This window comes from Methylobacterium crusticola, from assembly GCF_003574465.1.
GTDB lineage: Bacteria > Pseudomonadota > Alphaproteobacteria > Rhizobiales > Beijerinckiaceae > Methylobacterium > Methylobacterium crusticola.
The window spans coordinates 17,446-34,847 of the sequence record NZ_KZ984619.1; the positions used below are offsets into that span (position 1 = coordinate 17,446).

Genomic DNA, 17,402 nt, shown 5'->3' on the forward strand with positions numbered 1-17,402 from the left:
CCTGGCGGTCACGCCCGCTTCAGGCCCGGTTGAGAGAGGCGGCCGGACCCATTCCGGCCCACCCGGGGCGTGCGGCCGCGCGGCCGCGTCGCGACAGCGCGGCCCGGCCCCCGGACCGCGCTGGGAAACCCACCTTAGCGGCGGATGCCGAGGCGCTCGATCAGGGCGCGGTAGCGCGCCTCGTCCTTGCGCTTCAGGTAGTCGAGGAGCGACCGGCGCATCGAGACCAGCTTCAGCAGGCCGCGGCGGGAATGGTTGTCCTTGGTGTGGGTCTTGAAGTGCCCGGTGAGGTTCTGGATGCGCTCCGTGAGGATCGCGACCTGCACCTCCGGCGAGCCGGTGTCGCTGCCGCCGCGGGCATGTTCCTTGATGAGCGCGGTCTTGCGCTCCGCCGTGATCGACATCGCGTGTCCTTTCAGGTCGGTGGTCTTGAACAGGAAGCGGCCCCTCGGGGCCAATCCCGCACGAGGCTCGGCCGGGCCGGGATGTCGTCCAGCGCGGTCCGCCAAGGCGAAAAACCCCGCCGTGTCCGGGCGAGGGTGGCGCACCCTATACACGATCCGCCGGGCGATGCCACTCCCGATCGCGGACGTCCCCGGCGCGCGGTTTCGCCACGCCCGCGGCGCGGCCCCGGCCTACAGCCACGGTCGAACCCTCTCGCCCTCGCCTCGTTTTGCCTGCCATTCGGCAACCCACGAGGTTATTCATGGCAACCACCACGACCAGCGGCCTGACCAGCGCCTCCGCCAACGAGACCGTGCAGGCGATCTACATCACGGCGCTGCGCAACACCCACGCGCTGGAGAAGCAGGCGGCGCAGATGATCGAGCGCCAACTGGAGCGCTACAGGAACTATCCGGACCTCACGCAGGCGCTGCGGCTGCACAAGAGCGAGACCGACCAGCAGGTGACCCGGCTCGCCGACATCCTGCACGGGCACGGGGAGGACCGCTCGCTCCTGAAGGACGTGGTGACCCAGACCGTCGGCAACGTGGCGGCCCTGGTCCACAGCGTCAGCGGCGACGAGGTCCTGAAGAACCTCTACACCGACTACTCGGTGGAGACTTACGAGATCGCCGCCTACACCTCGCTGATCACCCTGGCGGAGGAGGCCGGGCAGCGCCAGGACGTCGAGACCCTGCGCCTGTCGCTCAGGGAGGAGGAGCGGATGGCCGAGGCGGTCTTCGCCCAGATCGTGCCCGTCACCCGCCACTACGTCGCCCGCGAGGTGCAGGGCGCGAAGTCGGACCGGTAGGCCTCGGCGGCCGCGCCGGCTCCGTCCGCCGCGCCGCGCCCCGCGGCGGGCGCCCGGGGCCGGCCTCGGCTACAGGTCCAGCTCCACCGTCACCGGCACGTGGTCCGAGGGCCGGTCCCAGCCCCGCGCGTGCCGGGCGACCGTGACGGAGCGCACGGTGCCGGCGAGGTCCGGCGTGACCCAGATGTGGTCGAGGCGGCGGCCCTTGTCGGCCCCGGCCCAGTCCGGCGAGCGGTAGCTCCACCAAGTGTAGATCTTCTCCGGCGGCGGGCGCAGGTGGCGCATCGTGTCGACCCAGCCGGCCTCGCCGCGCAGGGTCTCCAGCCGCTCGGTCTCGACCGGCGTGTGGCTCACCACGTCGAGGAGCTGCCGGTGCGACCAGACGTCGTGCTCCAGGGGCGCCACGTTGAGGTCGCCGACCAGGATGGCCGGGCCGCCCGGGCGCCGTCCGCCCCAGGCCCGCAACTCGTCCATGAAGGCGAGCTTGTGGGCGAACTTCTCGTTGAGGCCCGGGTCGGGCACGTCGCCGCCGGCGGGCACGTAGAAGTCGTGCAGCGTGATGCCGGCCGCGGGGCCCGCCTCGGGCCCGATCACCGCCGCGATGTGGCGGGCGTCCTGGCGCTCGCAGAAGCTCATCGCTTCTTGGGAGACAAGGGGCAGGCGCGAGAGGATCGCGACGCCGTTGTAGCCCTTCTGGCCGGCGAAGACGACGTGAGGGTAGCCGAAGCCCTGCAGTTCCTTCAGCGGGAAGCGGTCGTTCGGGCACTTGGTCTCCTGGAGGCAGAGCACGTCGGGCCGCGCCTCGTCGAGGAAGCGGCGCACGAGGTCGATGCGCAGGCGGACCGAGTTGATGTTCCAGGTGCTGACGGTGAGGCGCAACGGTCGGGTACTCTCGCGGCGGTCGCGCCTCGCCCGGCGGCGCGGGCGAGGCGGCAACGGTGACGGATCGGAGGCGCGCTCGCGCCGACCGCGCGGGCTCGAGCCCCGGGGACTCAGCGCGCCTGCTGCATCTTGGCCTCGAGCTCCTTGTCGACCGCCCGGCCGTAGTTGATCACGAACATCATGCCGTCGATCGAGCGGCCGCGCTGGAGGTTCGAGAGCAGCACGGTGGTCTGGTAGCCCTGCGGATCGGTGATCCGCCACTGGCTCAGGGTCTTCATCGTGTCGTCGAAGTACAGCGTGATCCGGGAGGTGCCCCCGAGGGTCGAGCGGTCGTCGAGGACGATGCGCACGCCGCCCGGGTCGACGGCGACGTCGGCCACCGACAGGTCGCGGGCGAGGTCGATCTTCTCCCGGAGGAGGAATTTCAGCGGCGTCTGCGAGATGAAGTAGAGGTCCTGCGTCGCGAGCTTGCGGTCGCGCACCGCCACCGAGGTGCCGTCGGCCACGACCTCGAGGGGCGAGGGCTGGTCGTAGTCGAAGCGCAGGCGGCCGGGCTTGGCGAGGTAGAGCTTGCCGCCGATCTTGCGCCCGTCGGCGCCGATCTGGACGAAGTTCCCGGTCAGCGTCGAGACGCCGTTGAAGTAGGCGTTGGCGCGCTCGATCACGGTTGCCGGGTTGGCGGCGTCGAGGACGGCCGGCGTCGTGACCGCGGCGACCTGCTGGGCCGGGGCGGGGGCGGCCGCCTCGACGGTGTCGGCCGGGGCCTTGCCGCCGCCGAGGGAGGCCGGCCGGCGCGGGGGCAGGGGCGCCCGCGCCACCGGCTGGGACGCCGCCGGGGCCTCGGCCGGCTCCGCCGGCGCGTCCGGGACGGCGGCCTTGCGGCCGAACAGTCCGTCGAGGAAGGACGACACCTGCGCGGCGGCGGGCTCGGCGCCCGCGATGCTGAGCACCGGCACGGCGCCGAGCATCGCCGCGATGCTGAGCATCGGCGCGATGCGGAGCATCGGCGCGATGCGGAGCGGTCCGGGACGGGGACGGCCGGTCATCGGCAAGGGTTCTCCGTGTGGACGGACGGGAGGTCGGCGCGGGGACCGACCGGGGGCGCGACGGAGGGTCCGTCCCGCCTTAGAGCCGTCGCCTGTGGCGAATATGCGACGCGGGAGAGGGCCGGCCGGGTCACGCCTCCTCGCCGCCCCCCTGGGCGCCTCCGTGGGCGGCGGGCTCGATCAGGATCTCGCGCTTGCCGGCGTGGTTGGCCGGGCCGACGATGCCCTCGCGCTCCATGCGCTCCATCAGCGAGGCGGCGCGGTTGTAGCCGATCTGCAGGCGGCGCTGGATGTAGCTCGTCGACGCCTTCCTGTCCCGCAGCACCACCGCCACAGCCTGGTCGTACAGGTCCGCGGCCGGATCGGCGAACCCGCCCTGGTCCATGACCGGCACCTCGGGGGCGCTCGCCTCCTCGGCCTCGTCGTCCGCCGTGACGGCGTCGAGGTAGGAGGGGCGGCCCTGGCGCTTCAGGTGCGCCACCACCTGCTCCACCTCGTCGTCCGAGCAGAACGGGCCGTGCACCCGCGTCGTGCGGCCCCCGCCCGCCATGAACAGCATGTCGCCCTGGCCCAGCAGCTGCTCGGCCCCCATCTCGCCGAGGATCGTGCGCGAGTCGATCTTGCTCGTCACCTGGAAGGAGATCCGGGTCGGGAAGTTCGCCTTGATCGTCCCGGTGATCACGTCCACCGACGGGCGCTGCGTCGCCATGATCAGGTGCAGCCCCGCCGCCCGCGCCATCTGCGCGAGCCGCTGGATCGCCCCCTCGATATCCTTGCCCGCCACCATCATCAGGTCGGCCATCTCGTCGACCACGATCACGATGTAGGGCAGGGGCGCGAGGTCCATGACCTCGTCCTCGTACACCGCCTCCCCGGTCTCCCGGTCGAAGCCCGTCTGCACCGTCCGGGTGATCACCTCGCCCCGCGCCCGCGCCTCCGCCACCCGGGCGTTGAAGCCGTCGATGTTGCGCACGCCGAGGCGGGCCATCTTCTTGTAGCGCTCCTCCATCTCGCGCACCGCCCATTTCAGGGCGATCACCGCCTTCTTGGAATCGGTGACGACGGGCGAGAGCAGGTGCGGGATGCCGTCGTAGACCGAGAGCTCCAGCATCTTGGGGTCGACCATGATCAGGCGGCACTCCTCCGGCTTCATGCGGTAGAGCAGCGACAGGATCATGGTGTTGATCGCCACCGACTTGCCCGAGCCGGTGGTGCCGGCCACCAGCAGGTGGGGCATGCGGGCGAGGTCGGCGATGATGGCCTCGCCGCCGATGTTCTTGCCCAGGCAGAGGGCGAGCTTCTGCTTGGTCTCGGCGAAGGCCGGGGAGGCGAGGAGCTCGCGCAGGTAGACGGTCTCGCGCCGCAGGTTGGGCAGCTCGATGCCGATGGCGTTGCGGCCCTGGACCACGGCGACGCGGGCGGAGATGGCCGACATCGAGCGGGCGATGTCGTCGGCCAGCGAGATGACGCGGCTCGACTTGGTGCCGGGAGCCGGCTCGAGCTCGTAGAGCGTCACCACCGGGCCCGGCCGCACCGCCAGGATCTCCCCGCGGACCCCGAAATCCTGGATCACCTGCTGGAGCTGCAGCGCGTTCTCCTCCAGGACCCCGGTGTCGAGCTCGCTCGCGTCCGAGGCGCGGGCCTCGGCGAGCAGCTCCAGCGAGGGCAGCGCGTAGGGCGCCTCCACGGGCCGCGGCGGCAGGGGCCGGGGCGGCAGCACGAAGGCGGGCGCCAGGAAATCGTCGTCGTCCTCGGCATCGTCGTCGGAATCGAGGCCGAGGTCGACGACGAGCCCCGCCGTCCCGATGACAAGGCCGTGCGTCTCGGCGGACCGGGCCGCGGCCTCCGCCCCGGACGGCAGAGCGTCGGGCAGGGGCGCCGCCGGGACCGCCTCGGCCTCGGCGGCCTCCTCGACCGCGGGCGGCGCCGCGGCCGGCAGGATGACGCGCGGCGGGCGCGCCGCGGGGCTCGCCGGCAGGGCGGNCGAGGGTCGATTCGAGGAGCGTGGCGTTCTGCTCGAGCGCATCCGTCGAGACCACGGCGCTCGGGGCCGGCGGGCGCGGCTCCGCGAGGAGCGCCAGGGCGGGGTGCTCGTAGGTGTCGGGTGCGCCCGGGGCCGGCGGGGGGGAGGCGCGGCGGGTCTGGATCGGCGCGGGGGGCGGCGCGACCCGGTTGCGCGGTCCCGGCGCCGGGACCGGCTCGGGCGCGGGATCCGCCTCGGCCTCCTCGTCGAGCTCGTCGTGGACGACCGGCGGCGCCCCGCGGCGCGGCGCGGTCAGCGGCGCCGGATCGGCGAAGACCGGCTCGCGCCGCGCCGGGGCGGCGGCGCGGTCCTCCGCCTCCCAGGCGTCCGCCTCGCCGGGCTCCGCGAAGGCGCGCCGGGCGGCGAGGGCGGGCGAGTTGCCGGCGTAGGCGGCCGCGTAGGGGTCGACGCCGCCCTGGCGCCAGGCCGTGAGCTTGCGGGCGAGGGCGGCGCGGCCGCTGATGGCGAGATGCGCGAGGGCGCCGAGGGAGGCGAGGCCGAGGCCCGGCCCGTCGTCGTCGTGGGCGGCGCCCGCCGGACGCGCGCGGGCCCGGTCGTCGTAGCGGCTCGCCGCCGGGGCGAGGGACTCGGGCTCGGCGTCCTCGCCCTCCTCCTCGATCAGGCCGAACCCGCAGGCCCCCGTCAGGCTGATCACCGCGATGCCGGCGAACACGAAGCCCGCGAAGGCGCCGAGGGGGCCGGCGACCGCCCTGGCGGCGCCGAGCAGCGCGTCGCCCGCGACGCCGCCGAGGCCGGTGGGCAGCGGCCAGCGGGCCGTGGGCGGCAGCGCGCTCGCGACGCCGCTCGCGGCGCCGAAGCCCAGGACCCAGAGCGCCAGCCGGAGCTGGAAGCGCGCCAGGCGGTGGGTGCGCAGGAGCCGCATCCCCCAGACCGCCGGCGGCAGCGCCAGCGCCAGGGCGCCGAGCCCGAGGAGCTGCATCCCGAGGTCCGAGACGATCGCCCCCCCGGCGCCGAGCAGATTGCGGGCCGCCGCCTGCGTGGCGTGGTTGAGGCTCGGGTCCTCGATGGACCAGGTCGCCAGCGCGACCGTGAACCCCGCCGAGCCGAGCAGGAGCGCGAGGCCCGTGATCTCCGTCACGCGCCGCTTCAGGAAGGAGCGGAGCGTGTCTACGAGGGCATCGTAGGGCGATGCCGAGCGACGAAGCGAACGCATGCGTGGGCAAGCCGGGTACGCGGAACCGAAGACGAGAGCCTACGGCGAACGCAGTTAATGCCCGTTTAAGACTAAATCCGACGCCAACTCTGCACGATCAACGACTTGGAGCGCATCCGGCGGGAGCGGCGACCGGTTCGGCGCCGGTGCCGGATGGTCCCGACGGCAGAAAGGCCCCGGATCGCTCCGGGGCCTTTCCTCGCGCCGGGGGTCGGACGCCTACTTGAAGAGGTTGAGGATCCCGCCGGGCTCGGCGTAGACGCCCGGCGAGGCCGTCGAGGCCTGCCAGCGGATCGAGCCGATGAAGGCGTCGCCGCACCAGCGCGAGGTGCCCGGGGTCTGGTTGAAGCCGCGGTAGTCGCCCGTCAGGTTGAAGCACTTCGAGGGCGTCAGGTCGGTCGTGTGGAAGCGGAAGTCGACCAGCAGGTTCTTGTAGGTCCAGGAGATGCCGACGTTGCCGTAATTGTAGCTCGGCAGGTTGAACGAGGCGAACTTCTCGCTGCCGCCGATGAACCCGTTGACCGAGGTCTTGGAGGCGCCGAGGAAGTAGTGGCCGCCCTCGCCCGAGATGGCGAAGCCGCCGGCATAGGCCTCCGGCAGGAACGGGAACAGCGTGGCCGGCAGGGTGTAGGCGAGCGTGCCCGAGGTGTAGGTGCCCTCGGTGTGCTGGCCGAGGTAGTTCGGCGCGTAGAACACGTTGGCGCCGATCGCGAGTTCCGGCGTCGCCTGGTAGAGCGCCTTGCCGGCGAACTCGATGAAGTCGGTGTTCGCGGTGGTGAGGAAGGTCGTCGGGCTGGAGAACAGCCGCTGCTCGTTCGGATAGTAGTAGTAGATCACGCCGAGGTCGAACGACAGCTTGTCGAAGGTCGGCCGGATACCGGCGACCAGGTCGAACTCGAAATCGGGCTTGGTCGGCAGCCGGGTCTGCCAGGTGTAGAAGCCCGCATAGGCGAAGTTGTTGAAGAACTGGGTCTCGAAGAAGGTCTGGTAGCTGCCCTGGAGGTTCGACTGCGAGACGCCGCGGAAGTTATAGTCGGTGGCGTACTGGGTGTAGAACGCGAAGCCGATGAGCGGGTCCGGCGCCTTGGCCTCCGGCGGCAGCTCCTTGGGCGGCGCCGGCAGGTCGGCGGCCTGCACCTGCCCGAGGCTCAGGAAAGCGGCGAGCGCTGCGGCAGCGCCCTTCGGAAACAACGTACGGCTCATCGCTCACTCAGCCCCGTCTTGATTTACGGCCAAGGTGGCGAGTTTCCGGTTTCGGAGCAAAACCAAGTTTCGGGCACTTGCCTAAACTTTGGGCATTCCCGGTCCCCGCTGGCGTGTTGCCCCGGGCTCGTTGCAGTTCCGCCACAATGTGTGGCCGGCCGGGCGCACCCGGGCGGCCCGGAAGGCGCCGCGCCGGTCACGGTCCCCGCCCGGTCCGGCCCGGCGGCGGGCGAATCGCCCCGGGGCGCGACCGGGGCCTGCCGGCCCCCTTCATGCGACGGGGCCCCGGCGCGGCGCGCCGGGGCCCCTGGTTCACGGGAGGGGGATTGCGGCGCGGCGCGCCGGCTCTCCCTCGTCGGCGCGCGGGCGCCGCAGGGCTCAGTAGTTGTAGGCGCGCTCGCCGTGATCGGCGAGGTCGAGGCCCTCGCGCTCCTCGTCCTGCGTCACCCGCAGGCCGACGATCACGTCGACGACCTTGTAGAGGATCGCCGAGCCGACGCCGGACCACAGGATGGTGAACCCGACCGCCTTGGCCTGCGCCAGGAAGGCGGGGCCGAACTCGTAGGCCGCGGCCACGAGCTCGCCGGGCTTGGCCGCGTAGTCGGGGGCGCCGACGCCGCCGAGGGCCGGGTTGACCAGGATGCCGGTGGCGAGCGCCCCGATGATGCCGCCGACGCAGTGCACGCCGAAGACGTCGAGGGAGTCGTCGTACCCGATGGCGTTCTTGACCGTCGAGCACATCACGAAGCAGACGGCGCCGGCGACGAGGCCGAGGATGATGGAGCCCATCGGGCCGGCGAAGCCGCAGGCCGGGGTGACGGCGACGAGGCCCGCCACCGCGCCCGACAGCATGCCGAGGAGCGAGGGCTTGCCCTTGGCGGCCCACTCGACGAACAGCCAGGACACGCCCGCCGCCGCGGTGGCCACGAAGGTGTTCAGCATGGCGAGGGCCGTGGAGCCGTTCGCCTCGAGGTTCGAGCCGGCATTGAAGCCGAACCAGCCGACCCAGAGCAGCGAGGCGCCGATCATCGTCATGGTGAGCGAGTGGGGGGCGAGCAGGTCGCGGCCGTAGCCGATGCGCTTGCCGAGCAGGAGGCAGCCCACGATGCCGGCGACGCCGGCGTTGATGTGCACCACGGTGCCGCCCGCGAAGTCGAGGGCGCCCCACTTGAAGAGCAGGCCCGCATCGGCGTTGACGGCGTCGAGGGCGTCCTGCGCGGCCTTCTTGGCCGTGTCGTCCGTCGCCGCGGCGAGCGCCTTGGCGGCGTTGCCGACCGCATCGGGGCCGCCCCAGTACCAGACCATGTGCGCCATCGGGAAGTAGATGAAGGTCACCCACAGCACGATGAACAGCAGCAGGGCCGAGAATTTCATCCGCTCCGCGAAGGCGCCGACGATCAGGGCCGGGGTGATCATCGCGAACGTCATCTGGAAGCAGATGTAGACGTATTCCGGGATGACGACGCCGTTGGAGAAGGTGGCGACCGTCGCGTTCGCGTCGACGCCGCGCAGGAAGGCCTTCGAGAAACCGCCGACGAAATCGTTGAGGCCGCCGCCGTTGGTGAAGGACAGGCTGTAGCCGTAGAACACCCAGAGCAGGCAGACGACGCTGACGATGGCGAAGACCTGCGTCAGCAGCGACAGCATGTTCTTGGTGCGCACGAGGCCGCCGTAGAACAGGGCGAGGCCGGGCACCGACATCATCAGCACCATCGCGGACGCGATCAGCATCCAGGCGGTGTCGCCCTTGTTGGGCACCGGCGCCGCCGCCGCGGCCGGTGCGGCCTCGACGGTCGGCGACTGCGCCAGTGACGGCTCCACCAGGACGAGCGCCAGGGCGGCGCCTCCCAGGCCCAGAGCCAGGAGATTGCGAAGCTTCATGGAAACGGGACTCCCGATCGGTCTTGAGCGTGACGGGTCTTCACAGGTGAGCGCCGCCTTGAGGGCGGCGCGGTCTCTCAGAGGGCGTCGGCGTCGGTCTCGCCGGTGCGGATGCGGACGGCCTTCTCGAGCGGCATCACGAAGATCTTGCCGTCGCCGATCTGGCCGGTCCGGGCCGCGGCCGCGATGGTGTCGACGACGTTGGCGACGAGATCGGCCGCGACCGCCACCTCGATCTTGAGCTTGGGCAGGAAGCTCACGGCGTACTCGGCGCCGCGGTAGATCTCGGTATGTCCCTTCTGCCGTCCGTAGCCCTTCACTTCGGTCACGGTCAGGCCGTGCACGCCGATGCTGGTGAGGGCATCGCGCACTTCCTCCAGCTTGAACGGCTTGATGATGGCCATGACGATCTTCATGGGTCGTGCCCCCTTTCCGATTGGCACCGCATGCCGGTCGCCGCGTGGATGCGGTCGGCCGCCCGGGTCGGTCCGGCGCGCCTCGAGTTCCCGGGCGCGGTCGCCGGTCCGCCACCCCCAAATCAAGGAACGTGCCACCACGCGCGGACGCGCCCACGGACAAGCTGCCCGGTTCCTGGGCCGATTGCGGAGATTCAAGCCGCCCGGCGCGCCACGGCAGATCAAAGACAGGGCAGATGCACAGGAAATAGGCGAAATGCCGGGCCGGGAGCCGGCCGGACCCGCTCCCGCCCGCCGCGCGGCGGGCCGGCCCCCGGCCCGTCGGCCGGGGGGCCTCGGATCACTCGGCGTCCGGGACCGGCTCGCGGCGCTCGCGGATCATGCCCTCCTGGGCCACCGAGGCCACCAGGGTGCCGTCGCGGGTGAAGATCAGGCCGCGGGAGAAGCCGCAGGCGCCGGAGGCGCTCGGGCTGTCCTGGGCGTAGAGCAGCCACTCGTCGGCCCGGAACGGCCGGTGGAACCAGAGCGCGTGGTCGAGGCTCGCGGGCTGGATCGTGCTCTCGAACACCGTGCGGCCGTGCGCCGCGAGGGCGGTGTCGAGGAGCGTCATGTCGGAGGCGTAGGCCAGCACGCTCTGGTGCACGGCGGGGTCGTCCGGCAGCGGCGAGGTCGCCCGGATCCAGACGTGGAAGCGCGGCTCCCGCGGCACGCGGGCGGTGTAGCGCTCCATCTCGACGGGCCGCAGCTCGATCGGGCGCTCGCGCTCGAAGTAGGCCCGCACCGGATCCGGCATCAAGGGCATCACCGAGGCCTTGAGGGCGCGCTCGTCGGCGAGGTCCTCCGGCATCGGCACCGCCGGCATCGGCACCTGGTGGCTCAGCCCCGGCTCGTCGAGGTGGTAGGAGGCCGACATCGAGAAGATCGGGCGGCCGTGCTGGATCGCCACCACCCGGCGGGTGGTGAAGCTGCGGCCGTCGCGGATGCGGTCGACCTCGTAGATGATCGGCACCCGCGGATCGCCCCCGAGCAGGAAGTAGGCGTGCAGGGAGTGCGGCCGGCGCTCCGGCGGGACCGTGCGGGTGGCGGCGACGAGGGCCTGGCCGATGACCTGGCCGCCGTAGACCCGCTGCCAGCGCGCCCGCGGCGAGCGGCCCCGGAACAGGTTGAGCTCGAGTTGCTCGAGGTCGAGGATGTCGAGGAGTTCGGCGACCGCGCGCACGCTGCAGCTCTCCCGGATGCGAGGCATGGCGGCCGGCGGGCGCGCGATGCCGGGTGTGGACGAACGAGGATGCCCGGGTCTGGCGCAGGGGGGCGCCCATCGTCAAGCGACGGCCCCGCCGCGTTCGTGCTATGGCGGGCCCGGGCGCGAACGGAGCGGCGGACGAACGAGATGGCGGGAAAGCCTCGGCCGGCACGGGAGATCATCGTCGCGGGGGGCGGCCTTCCGGGCCTGTCCCTCGCCCTCGCCCTCACCCAGGCGCTCGGGGAGGGGGTGAGGGTCACGGTGTGCGACCCCGCCTTTCGGGGAGCGGCGGACGCGGGCAGGGCCGGTCCCCGGGATGCGCGCGCCTACGCGGTCGCGGCCGGGGCGCGCCGGATGCTCGAGCGCCTGGGCGTCTGGGCCGCGGTGGCGGGCGCCGCGCAGCCGATCCGCGAGATGGTGATCACCGACAGCCGACTCGCCGACCCGGTGCGGCCGGCCTTCCTGACCTTCGGGGGCGAAGTCGCGGAGGGCGAGCCCTTCGCCCACATGATCGAGGGCGGCGGCCTCCTCGACGGCCTGCGGGAGGCCTGCGCGGCGGCCGGGGTGGCGCTGGAGCCGGTGGCGGTGGCGCGTGCCGGCCTGCGGGACGGCGCCATCGTGGCGGACCTGCCCGACGGGCGGGCGCTGCGGGCCGACCTCCTGGTGGCGGCCGACGGGGCGCGCTCGCGCCTGCGCGAGGCGGCCGGCATCGGCTGGGTCGGCTGGTCCTACCCGCAATCCGGCATCGTCGCGACGGTGGCGCACGAGCGCGACCACGGGGGCCGGGCGATCGAGCACTTCCTCCCCTCGGGGCCCTTCGCGGTCCTGCCGCTCTCGCCCGGCGGCTCCCTCGGGCACCGCTCCTCCATCGTGTGGACCGAGCGCCAGGCCGACGTGCCGGCCCTCCTCGGCGGCGCGCCCGAGGAGGCGCTGGAGGAGGTCGAGCGGCGCTTCGGGCTCACCCTGGGGCGGCTCGCGCTCGAATCGCCCTTGCGGGCCTACCCGCTCTCCTTCGGCATCGCCCGGCGCTTCGGCGCGCCGCGCCTCGCCCTCCTGGGCGACGCGGCCCACGTCATCCACCCGATCGCCGGCCAGGGCCTCAATCTCGGCCTCAAGAGCGCCGCGGCCCTGGCCGAGGCCCTCGCCGACACGATGCGGCTCGGCCTCGATCCGGGCGGGCCGGAGGCCCTCCAGGCCTACGAGCGCAGCCGCCGCTTCGACACGCTGGCGATGGGCGCCGCCACGGACGGGCTCAACCGCCTGTTCTCCAACGACGCCCTGCCGGTGCGCCTGCTGCGCGACCTCGGCCTCGGCCTCGTCGACCGCCTGCCCGCGCTGAAGCGCCTGTTCATCCAGGAGGCGGCCGGCCTGCGCGGGACCCAGCCGCGGCTGATGCGCGGCGAGGCGCTCTAGGGCCGCGGCCCCGAGGCCCTCGTCCGAGAAACTCCCGGCCGGCCGGGCCCCGGCCGTCAGGCCGAGCGGGGCGCCGCCACGCGGTGGCGCAGGCCCGCGATCACGGCCCGGAGGGTCCCGGCCTCGGCCTCGAAATCCTCCGTGCGGGCGTAGATGCGGTCGTGCACGAAGGAGAGCTTGCCGATCGTCGCCGGGGTGAGCCGGAACGGGTACAGGTCGGGCTGGCCCATGCTGCGGTTGAGCGAGTTCATCGCGAAGGTCAGCGGCAGCCAGGCCTCGATCAGGCGGCCGAAATCCGGCGCCCGGTGGGGGTCGAAATCGACCTTGGCGGTCAGGTCGATGACCGAGTGCAGCTTGGGGTGCACCCGCACGCCGAACTGGCCCGCCGTCTCGAGGGTGTCGACGATGTGCAGGTAGTGCGCCCAGGTCTCGGCGAAATCCTCCCAGGGATGCGAGGTGGCGTAGGCCGAGACGAAGGTCTCCTGCCAGCCCGGGGCGGGGCCGTGGGCGTAGTGGCGCCGCAGGGCCTCGCCGTAATCGGCCCGCTCGTCGCCGAAGATCGCCCGGAAGGCGTCGAGGCTCGGATCGCGGCGCACCAGCACGTTCCAGAAGTAATGCCCGACCTCGTGCCGGAAATGCCCGAGGAGCGTGCGGTAATGCTCGCCGAACTGCGTGCGGCGGCGCTCGCGCTCGACGTCGTCGGCCTCCGCGATGTTGATGGTGATGAGGCCGTTGTCGTGGCCGGTGAGCACCGGCGGCCCGCGCAGGTAGGATTCGGCCGGGTCGACCAGGAAGTCGAAGGCGAGGCCGGCCGGGTCGTCGCGGCGCGAGACCAGGGGCAGCCGCATCCGCAGGAGCGAGTAGAACAGCCGGCGCTTGGCCACCTCGATCTCGCGCCAGCGGACGCGGTTCCAGGCGATCGACAGGTCCGGCACCATGCGGTTGTGCTGGCAGGCGACGCAGTAGCTCTCGGGCGCGTCGGCCGGCACCAGCCAGTTGCAGCCCCCCGAGGCGACGTTGGCGCAGAGCCGGTAGGTCCGGCCCGGGTCGGCGAGCCCGCGCCAGCGCTCCCCCGCGCGCTCGAGGGCGCTCAGCTCCGCGATCTCGGGGTCGTAGCCGAGGCGCCGCTCGCAGCTCTCGCAGGTCTCGGCCTCGAAATGGGCCGGTTGCGCGCAGGCCTGGCACTGGAAGATCTTCATCGTCGGGTCCGGCGGCCGGGCGCAGCCCCGGCGGGGCGCGAGCCTCGGCACAGTCTCACGCGGGTCGCAAGCGTCTTCCTGCACAAGGGCCGGAGGGCCCCGAAGTTCCGGTCAAGCCGGCACGGGACTTGCGTGAAATGTCGCCCCGTGGCGACGAGCGAGGCAGCGGCATGACGCACCGGCGAGCGGACGGCGCTGGCACCGCCTGTGCGCACGGCTGACGCGCGCCCTGGGCAGGTGTAGAACCGGCCCCGCGTCGGGATCGCCCCCGCGGGCAATCGACGATTTCAGAGATCACGTTCGGAGACGCCGTGTCGATCAAGGCCGCCCTTCACCACGTCACGTCGTACACCTACGACCGGCCGATCGCCCTCGGGCCGCAGCTGATCCGGCTTCGTCCGGCGCCGCACACGCGCACCCGCATCCACAGCTACGCCCTCAAGGTCACGCCCGCGAACCACTTCGTGAACTGGCAGCAGGACCCCAACGGCAACTGGCTCGCCCGCCTGGTCTTCCCCGAGAAGACGACCGAGTTCCGGGTCGAGGTCGACCTGACGGCCGACATGGCGGTCATCAACCCGTTCGACTTCTTCGTCGAGGAGTTCGCCCAGTCCCGGCCGTTCGCGTACCCGGAGGAGACCCGGCAGGAGCTCGCCCCCTACCTCGTGCCCGAGGAGGGCGGGCCGGAGCTCGACGCCTTCATGGCCCGGCTGCCCGCCGAGCCGAGCACCGTGCAGTTCCTGGTCGCGCTCAACGCGATGGTGCGGGACGCGGTCAACTACGTGGTGCGGATGGAGCCCGGCGTGCAGACGCCCGGCGAGACGCTGGCGAACGCCAGCGGCTCCTGCCGCGACTCGGCTTGGCTGCTGGTGCAGGTGCTGCGCCGCCTCGGGCTCGCCGCCCGCTTCGTCTCGGGCTACCTGATCCAGCTCGTGCCCGACACGACGGCGGTGGACGGGCCGGCCGGCACCAGCACCGACTTCACCGACCTGCACGCCTGGGCCGAGGTCTTCGTCCCGGGCGCCGGCTGGATCGGCCTCGACGCCACCTCGGGCCTGCTCTGCGGCGAGGGCCACATCCCGCTGGCGGCGACCCCGCACTACCGCTCCGCCGCGCCGATCTCCGGGCTCGCCGAGCCGGCCGAGACCGATTTCGGCTTCGCCATGACGGTGACCCGCGTGGCCGAGGCGCCGCGCATCACGAAGCCGTTCTCGGACGAGGCCTGGGCCGCCATGGACGCCCTCGGCGACCGGATCGACCAGGACCTGGCGGCCCAGGACGTGCGCCTGACCATGGGGGGCGAGCCGACCTTCGTGTCGGTGGACGACTTCGAGTCGCCGGAGTGGAACGCCGCCGCGGTCGGGCCGACGAAGCGGGGCCTCGCCGACGCGCTCATCCGGCGCCTGCGCGACCGCTTCGCCCCCGGCGGCATGCTGCATTACGGCCAGGGCAAGTGGTACCCGGGCGAGAGCCTGCCGCGCTGGGCCTTCGCCCTGTACTGGCGCCGCGACGGCAAGCCCGTCTGGCGCGAGGCCGCCCTGATCGCCCCCGAATCCGGCCCGCGCGAGGCGGGGATCGGGCAGGCCGAGGCGCTGATGCGCGGCATCGCCCGCCGCCTCGGCCTCGAGGGCTTCGTCCGGCCGACCTACGAGGACCCGGACCACTGGCGGCGCAAGGAGGCCGAGCTTCCGGTCAACGTGACGCCGGTCGAGCCGCGGGTCGGCGACGCGGAATCCCAGGCCCGGATGGCGCGGGTGTTCACCCGCGGCGTCGAGGCGCCCGTCGGCTACGTGCTGCCCCTGGCGAACCTGGCGGTCGGGCCCGAGCGCCACTGGGTCTCCGAGGCGTGGGAGCTGAAGCGGGGCGCGCTCTACCTCACGCCGGGCGACTCGCCCGCGGGCTTCCGGCTGCCCCTGAGCGCGCTGCCCTTCGTGCCGCCGGAATCCTACCCCTACTACGTGCCCCAGGACCCGCTCGAGGAGCGCGGGCCCCTGCCGGAGGGCCGGGCGCCCCGGCGCTCCGGCGCCCCCCAGGGCGTCGCGGTGCGCACGGCGCTCTCGGTCGAGCCCCGGGACGGGGTGCTGTGCGTGTTCATGCCCCCGCTCGAGCGCGCCGACGAGTACCTCGCCCTCCTCGACGTGCTGGAGGAGGCCGCCGCCGAGGCCGGCCAGCCCCTCCACATCGAGGGCTACGAGCCCCCGTACGATCCCCGCCTCTCGGTCGTGAAAGTCACCCCCGATCCCGGCGTGATCGAGGTCAACGTCCACCCGGCCAAGACCTGGCGCGAGGCCGTCGCCATCACCACCGGCCTCTACGGCGACGCCCGCGAGATCCGGCTCGGCGCCCAAAAATTCATGATCGACGGGCGCCACACCGGCACGGGCGGCGGCAACCACGTCGTGCTCGGCGGCGCGACCCCGGCGGATTCGCCGTTCCTGCGCCGGCCGGACCTCCTGAAGAGCCTGGTCCTCTACTGGCAGCGCCACCCGTCCTTGTCCTACCTGTTCTCGGGCCTCTACATCGGCCCGACCAGCCAGGCGCCCCGGATGGACGAGGCGCGCCACGACGGCCTCTACGAGCTGGAGATCGCCCTGGCGCAGGTGCCGCCGCCCGGCGGGCCCGAGGTGCCGCTCTGGCTCGTCGACCGGCTGTTCCGCAACGTGCTCGTTGACGTCACCGGCAACACCCACAGGGCCGAGATCTGCATCGACAAGCTCTACTCGCCCGACGGGCCCACAGGCCGCCTCGGCCTGCTCGAGTTCCGCTCCTTCGAGATGCCGCCGGACGCGCGCATGAGCCTCGCCCAGCAGGTGCTGCTGCGCGCGCTGGTGGCCTGGCTCTGGCGCGAGCCGCAGAGCGGCGGGTTCGTGCGCTGGGGCACGGCGCTCCACGACCGCTTCATGCTGCCCCACCACCTCTGGGAGGATTTCCTCGGCGTGCTCGGCGACCTCGGCCGGGCCGGCTACGCCTTCGACCCGGCCTGGTACGAGGCGCAGCGGGAGTTCCGCTTCCCGCTCTTCGGCGCGGTGGAGCACGGCGGCGTCACGCTGGAGCTGCGCCAGGCCCTCGAGCCCTGGCACGTCCTAGGCGAGGAGGGCGCCATCGGCGGCACGGTCCGGTACGTCGATTCCTCCGTCGAGCGCCTGCAGGTGAAGGTCTCGGGCTACGTGCCGAGCCGCCACGTCGTCACCTGCAACGGCCGCCGCCTGCCGCTCGCCGATACCGGGCGCTCCGGCGAGGCGGTGGCGGGCCTGCGCTTCAAGGCCTGGCAGCCGGCCTCGGCGCTGCACCCGACCATCCCGGTCCACGCGCCGCTGACCTTCGACATCCTCGACACCTGGAGCGGGCGCTCCCTCGGGGGCTGCGTCTACCACGTCGCCCATCCGGGGGGCCGCAACTACGAGACTTTCCCGGTCAACACCTACGAGGCCGAGGGCCGCCGCCTCGCGCGCTTCCAGGAGAACGGCCACACCCCCGGCCGCGTCGCCGCGCCGCCCGAGGAGCCGCTGCGGGAATTCCCCCTCACCCTCGACCTGCGCACGCCCGCGACCCGATGAGCGGAGCGCCGCTGGCGGCGGAGGACGCACCGGCGCTGCCCGCGGCCTCCGCCGCGGGGGGCGCGGCCGCCGCCGCACGGGGCGAGGCCGCCGCCGCGCGCGTGCGGCGC

Annotated in this window: 12 protein-coding genes and 1 pseudogene; 3 read left to right on the plus strand and 10 right to left on the minus strand. The window is 72.9% G+C overall.

Going from position 1 to position 17,402, the window contains the following annotated elements; genetic code table 11:
- Positions 1–134: 134 nt before the first annotated feature.
- Positions 135–404 (minus strand): 30S ribosomal protein S15, encoded by a 270-nt coding sequence (gene rpsO, locus DT057_RS01875; RefSeq protein ID WP_128560440.1) that lies wholly within the window; start codon positions 402–404, stop codon positions 135–137.
- 302 nt (positions 405–706) lie between these two features.
- Between rpsO and DT057_RS01880 the strand changes: the two genes are divergently transcribed.
- On the plus strand, positions 707–1,255 hold the full coding sequence (locus DT057_RS01880; protein ID WP_128560432.1) for a ferritin-like domain-containing protein: 549 nt from the start codon (positions 707–709) through the stop codon (positions 1,253–1,255).
- A 69-nt stretch (positions 1,256–1,324) separates the two neighbouring features.
- Here the strand turns inward: DT057_RS01880 and DT057_RS01885 are convergent, their stop codons facing one another.
- From DT057_RS01885 to tesB, 8 genes and pseudogenes are all read right to left on the minus strand, one after another.
- Positions 1,325–2,134 (minus strand): exodeoxyribonuclease III, encoded by an 810-nt coding sequence (locus tag DT057_RS01885; RefSeq protein WP_128560433.1) that lies wholly within the window; start codon positions 2,132–2,134, stop codon positions 1,325–1,327.
- A 113-nt stretch (positions 2,135–2,247) separates the two neighbouring features.
- On the minus strand, positions 2,248–3,123 hold the full coding sequence (locus tag DT057_RS01890) for an outer-membrane lipoprotein carrier protein LolA (protein ID WP_128560441.1): 876 nt from the start codon (positions 3,121–3,123) through the stop codon (positions 2,248–2,250).
- 190 nt (positions 3,124–3,313) lie between these two features.
- Positions 3,314–5,166 (minus strand): DNA translocase FtsK (locus tag DT057_RS01895; protein WP_276469416.1); only part of this gene is annotated, 1,853 nt, incomplete at its 5' end.
- A gap of 1 nt (position 5,167) precedes the next feature.
- Positions 5,168–6,380: pseudogene (locus DT057_RS01900) on the minus strand (DNA translocase FtsK 4TM domain-containing protein); the annotation flags it as partial.
- A gap of 219 nt (positions 6,381–6,599) precedes the next feature.
- Complete coding sequence (locus DT057_RS01905; protein WP_203236160.1) at positions 6,600–7,583, minus strand: TorF family putative porin; 984 nt, start codon at positions 7,581–7,583, stop codon at positions 6,600–6,602.
- A 378-nt stretch (positions 7,584–7,961) separates the two neighbouring features.
- Positions 7,962–9,464, minus strand: a complete 1,503-nt coding sequence (locus DT057_RS01910; RefSeq protein ID WP_128560434.1) for an ammonium transporter — start codon at positions 9,462–9,464, stop codon at positions 7,962–7,964.
- Positions 9,465–9,541: 77 nt separating this feature from the next.
- Positions 9,542–9,880, minus strand: coding sequence for a P-II family nitrogen regulator (locus tag DT057_RS01915; RefSeq protein ID WP_128560435.1), 339 nt, complete (start codon positions 9,878–9,880; stop codon positions 9,542–9,544).
- Positions 9,881–10,220: 340 nt separating this feature from the next.
- On the minus strand, positions 10,221–11,126 hold the full coding sequence (tesB, locus tag DT057_RS01920) for an acyl-CoA thioesterase II (RefSeq protein ID WP_128560436.1): 906 nt from the start codon (positions 11,124–11,126) through the stop codon (positions 10,221–10,223).
- A 144-nt stretch (positions 11,127–11,270) separates the two neighbouring features.
- Here tesB and DT057_RS01925 point away from each other — a divergent pair, with 144 nt between their 5' ends.
- Positions 11,271–12,536 (plus strand): FAD-dependent monooxygenase, encoded by a 1,266-nt coding sequence (locus DT057_RS01925; RefSeq protein WP_128560437.1) that lies wholly within the window; start codon positions 11,271–11,273, stop codon positions 12,534–12,536.
- Positions 12,537–12,592: 56 nt separating this feature from the next.
- On the opposite strand, the gene DT057_RS01930 is transcribed toward DT057_RS01925, so the two are convergent.
- Complete coding sequence (locus tag DT057_RS01930; RefSeq protein WP_128560438.1) at positions 12,593–13,735, minus strand: zinc-binding metallopeptidase family protein; 1,143 nt, start codon at positions 13,733–13,735, stop codon at positions 12,593–12,595.
- Between the two features lie 311 nt (positions 13,736–14,046).
- Here DT057_RS01930 and DT057_RS01935 point away from each other — a divergent pair, with 311 nt between their 5' ends.
- The gene (locus DT057_RS01935) at positions 14,047–17,292 is read left to right on the plus strand and encodes a transglutaminase family protein (protein WP_128560439.1); all 3,246 of its coding nucleotides are present in this window, start codon (positions 14,047–14,049) and stop codon (positions 17,290–17,292) included.
- Positions 17,293–17,402 lie beyond the last annotated feature (110 nt).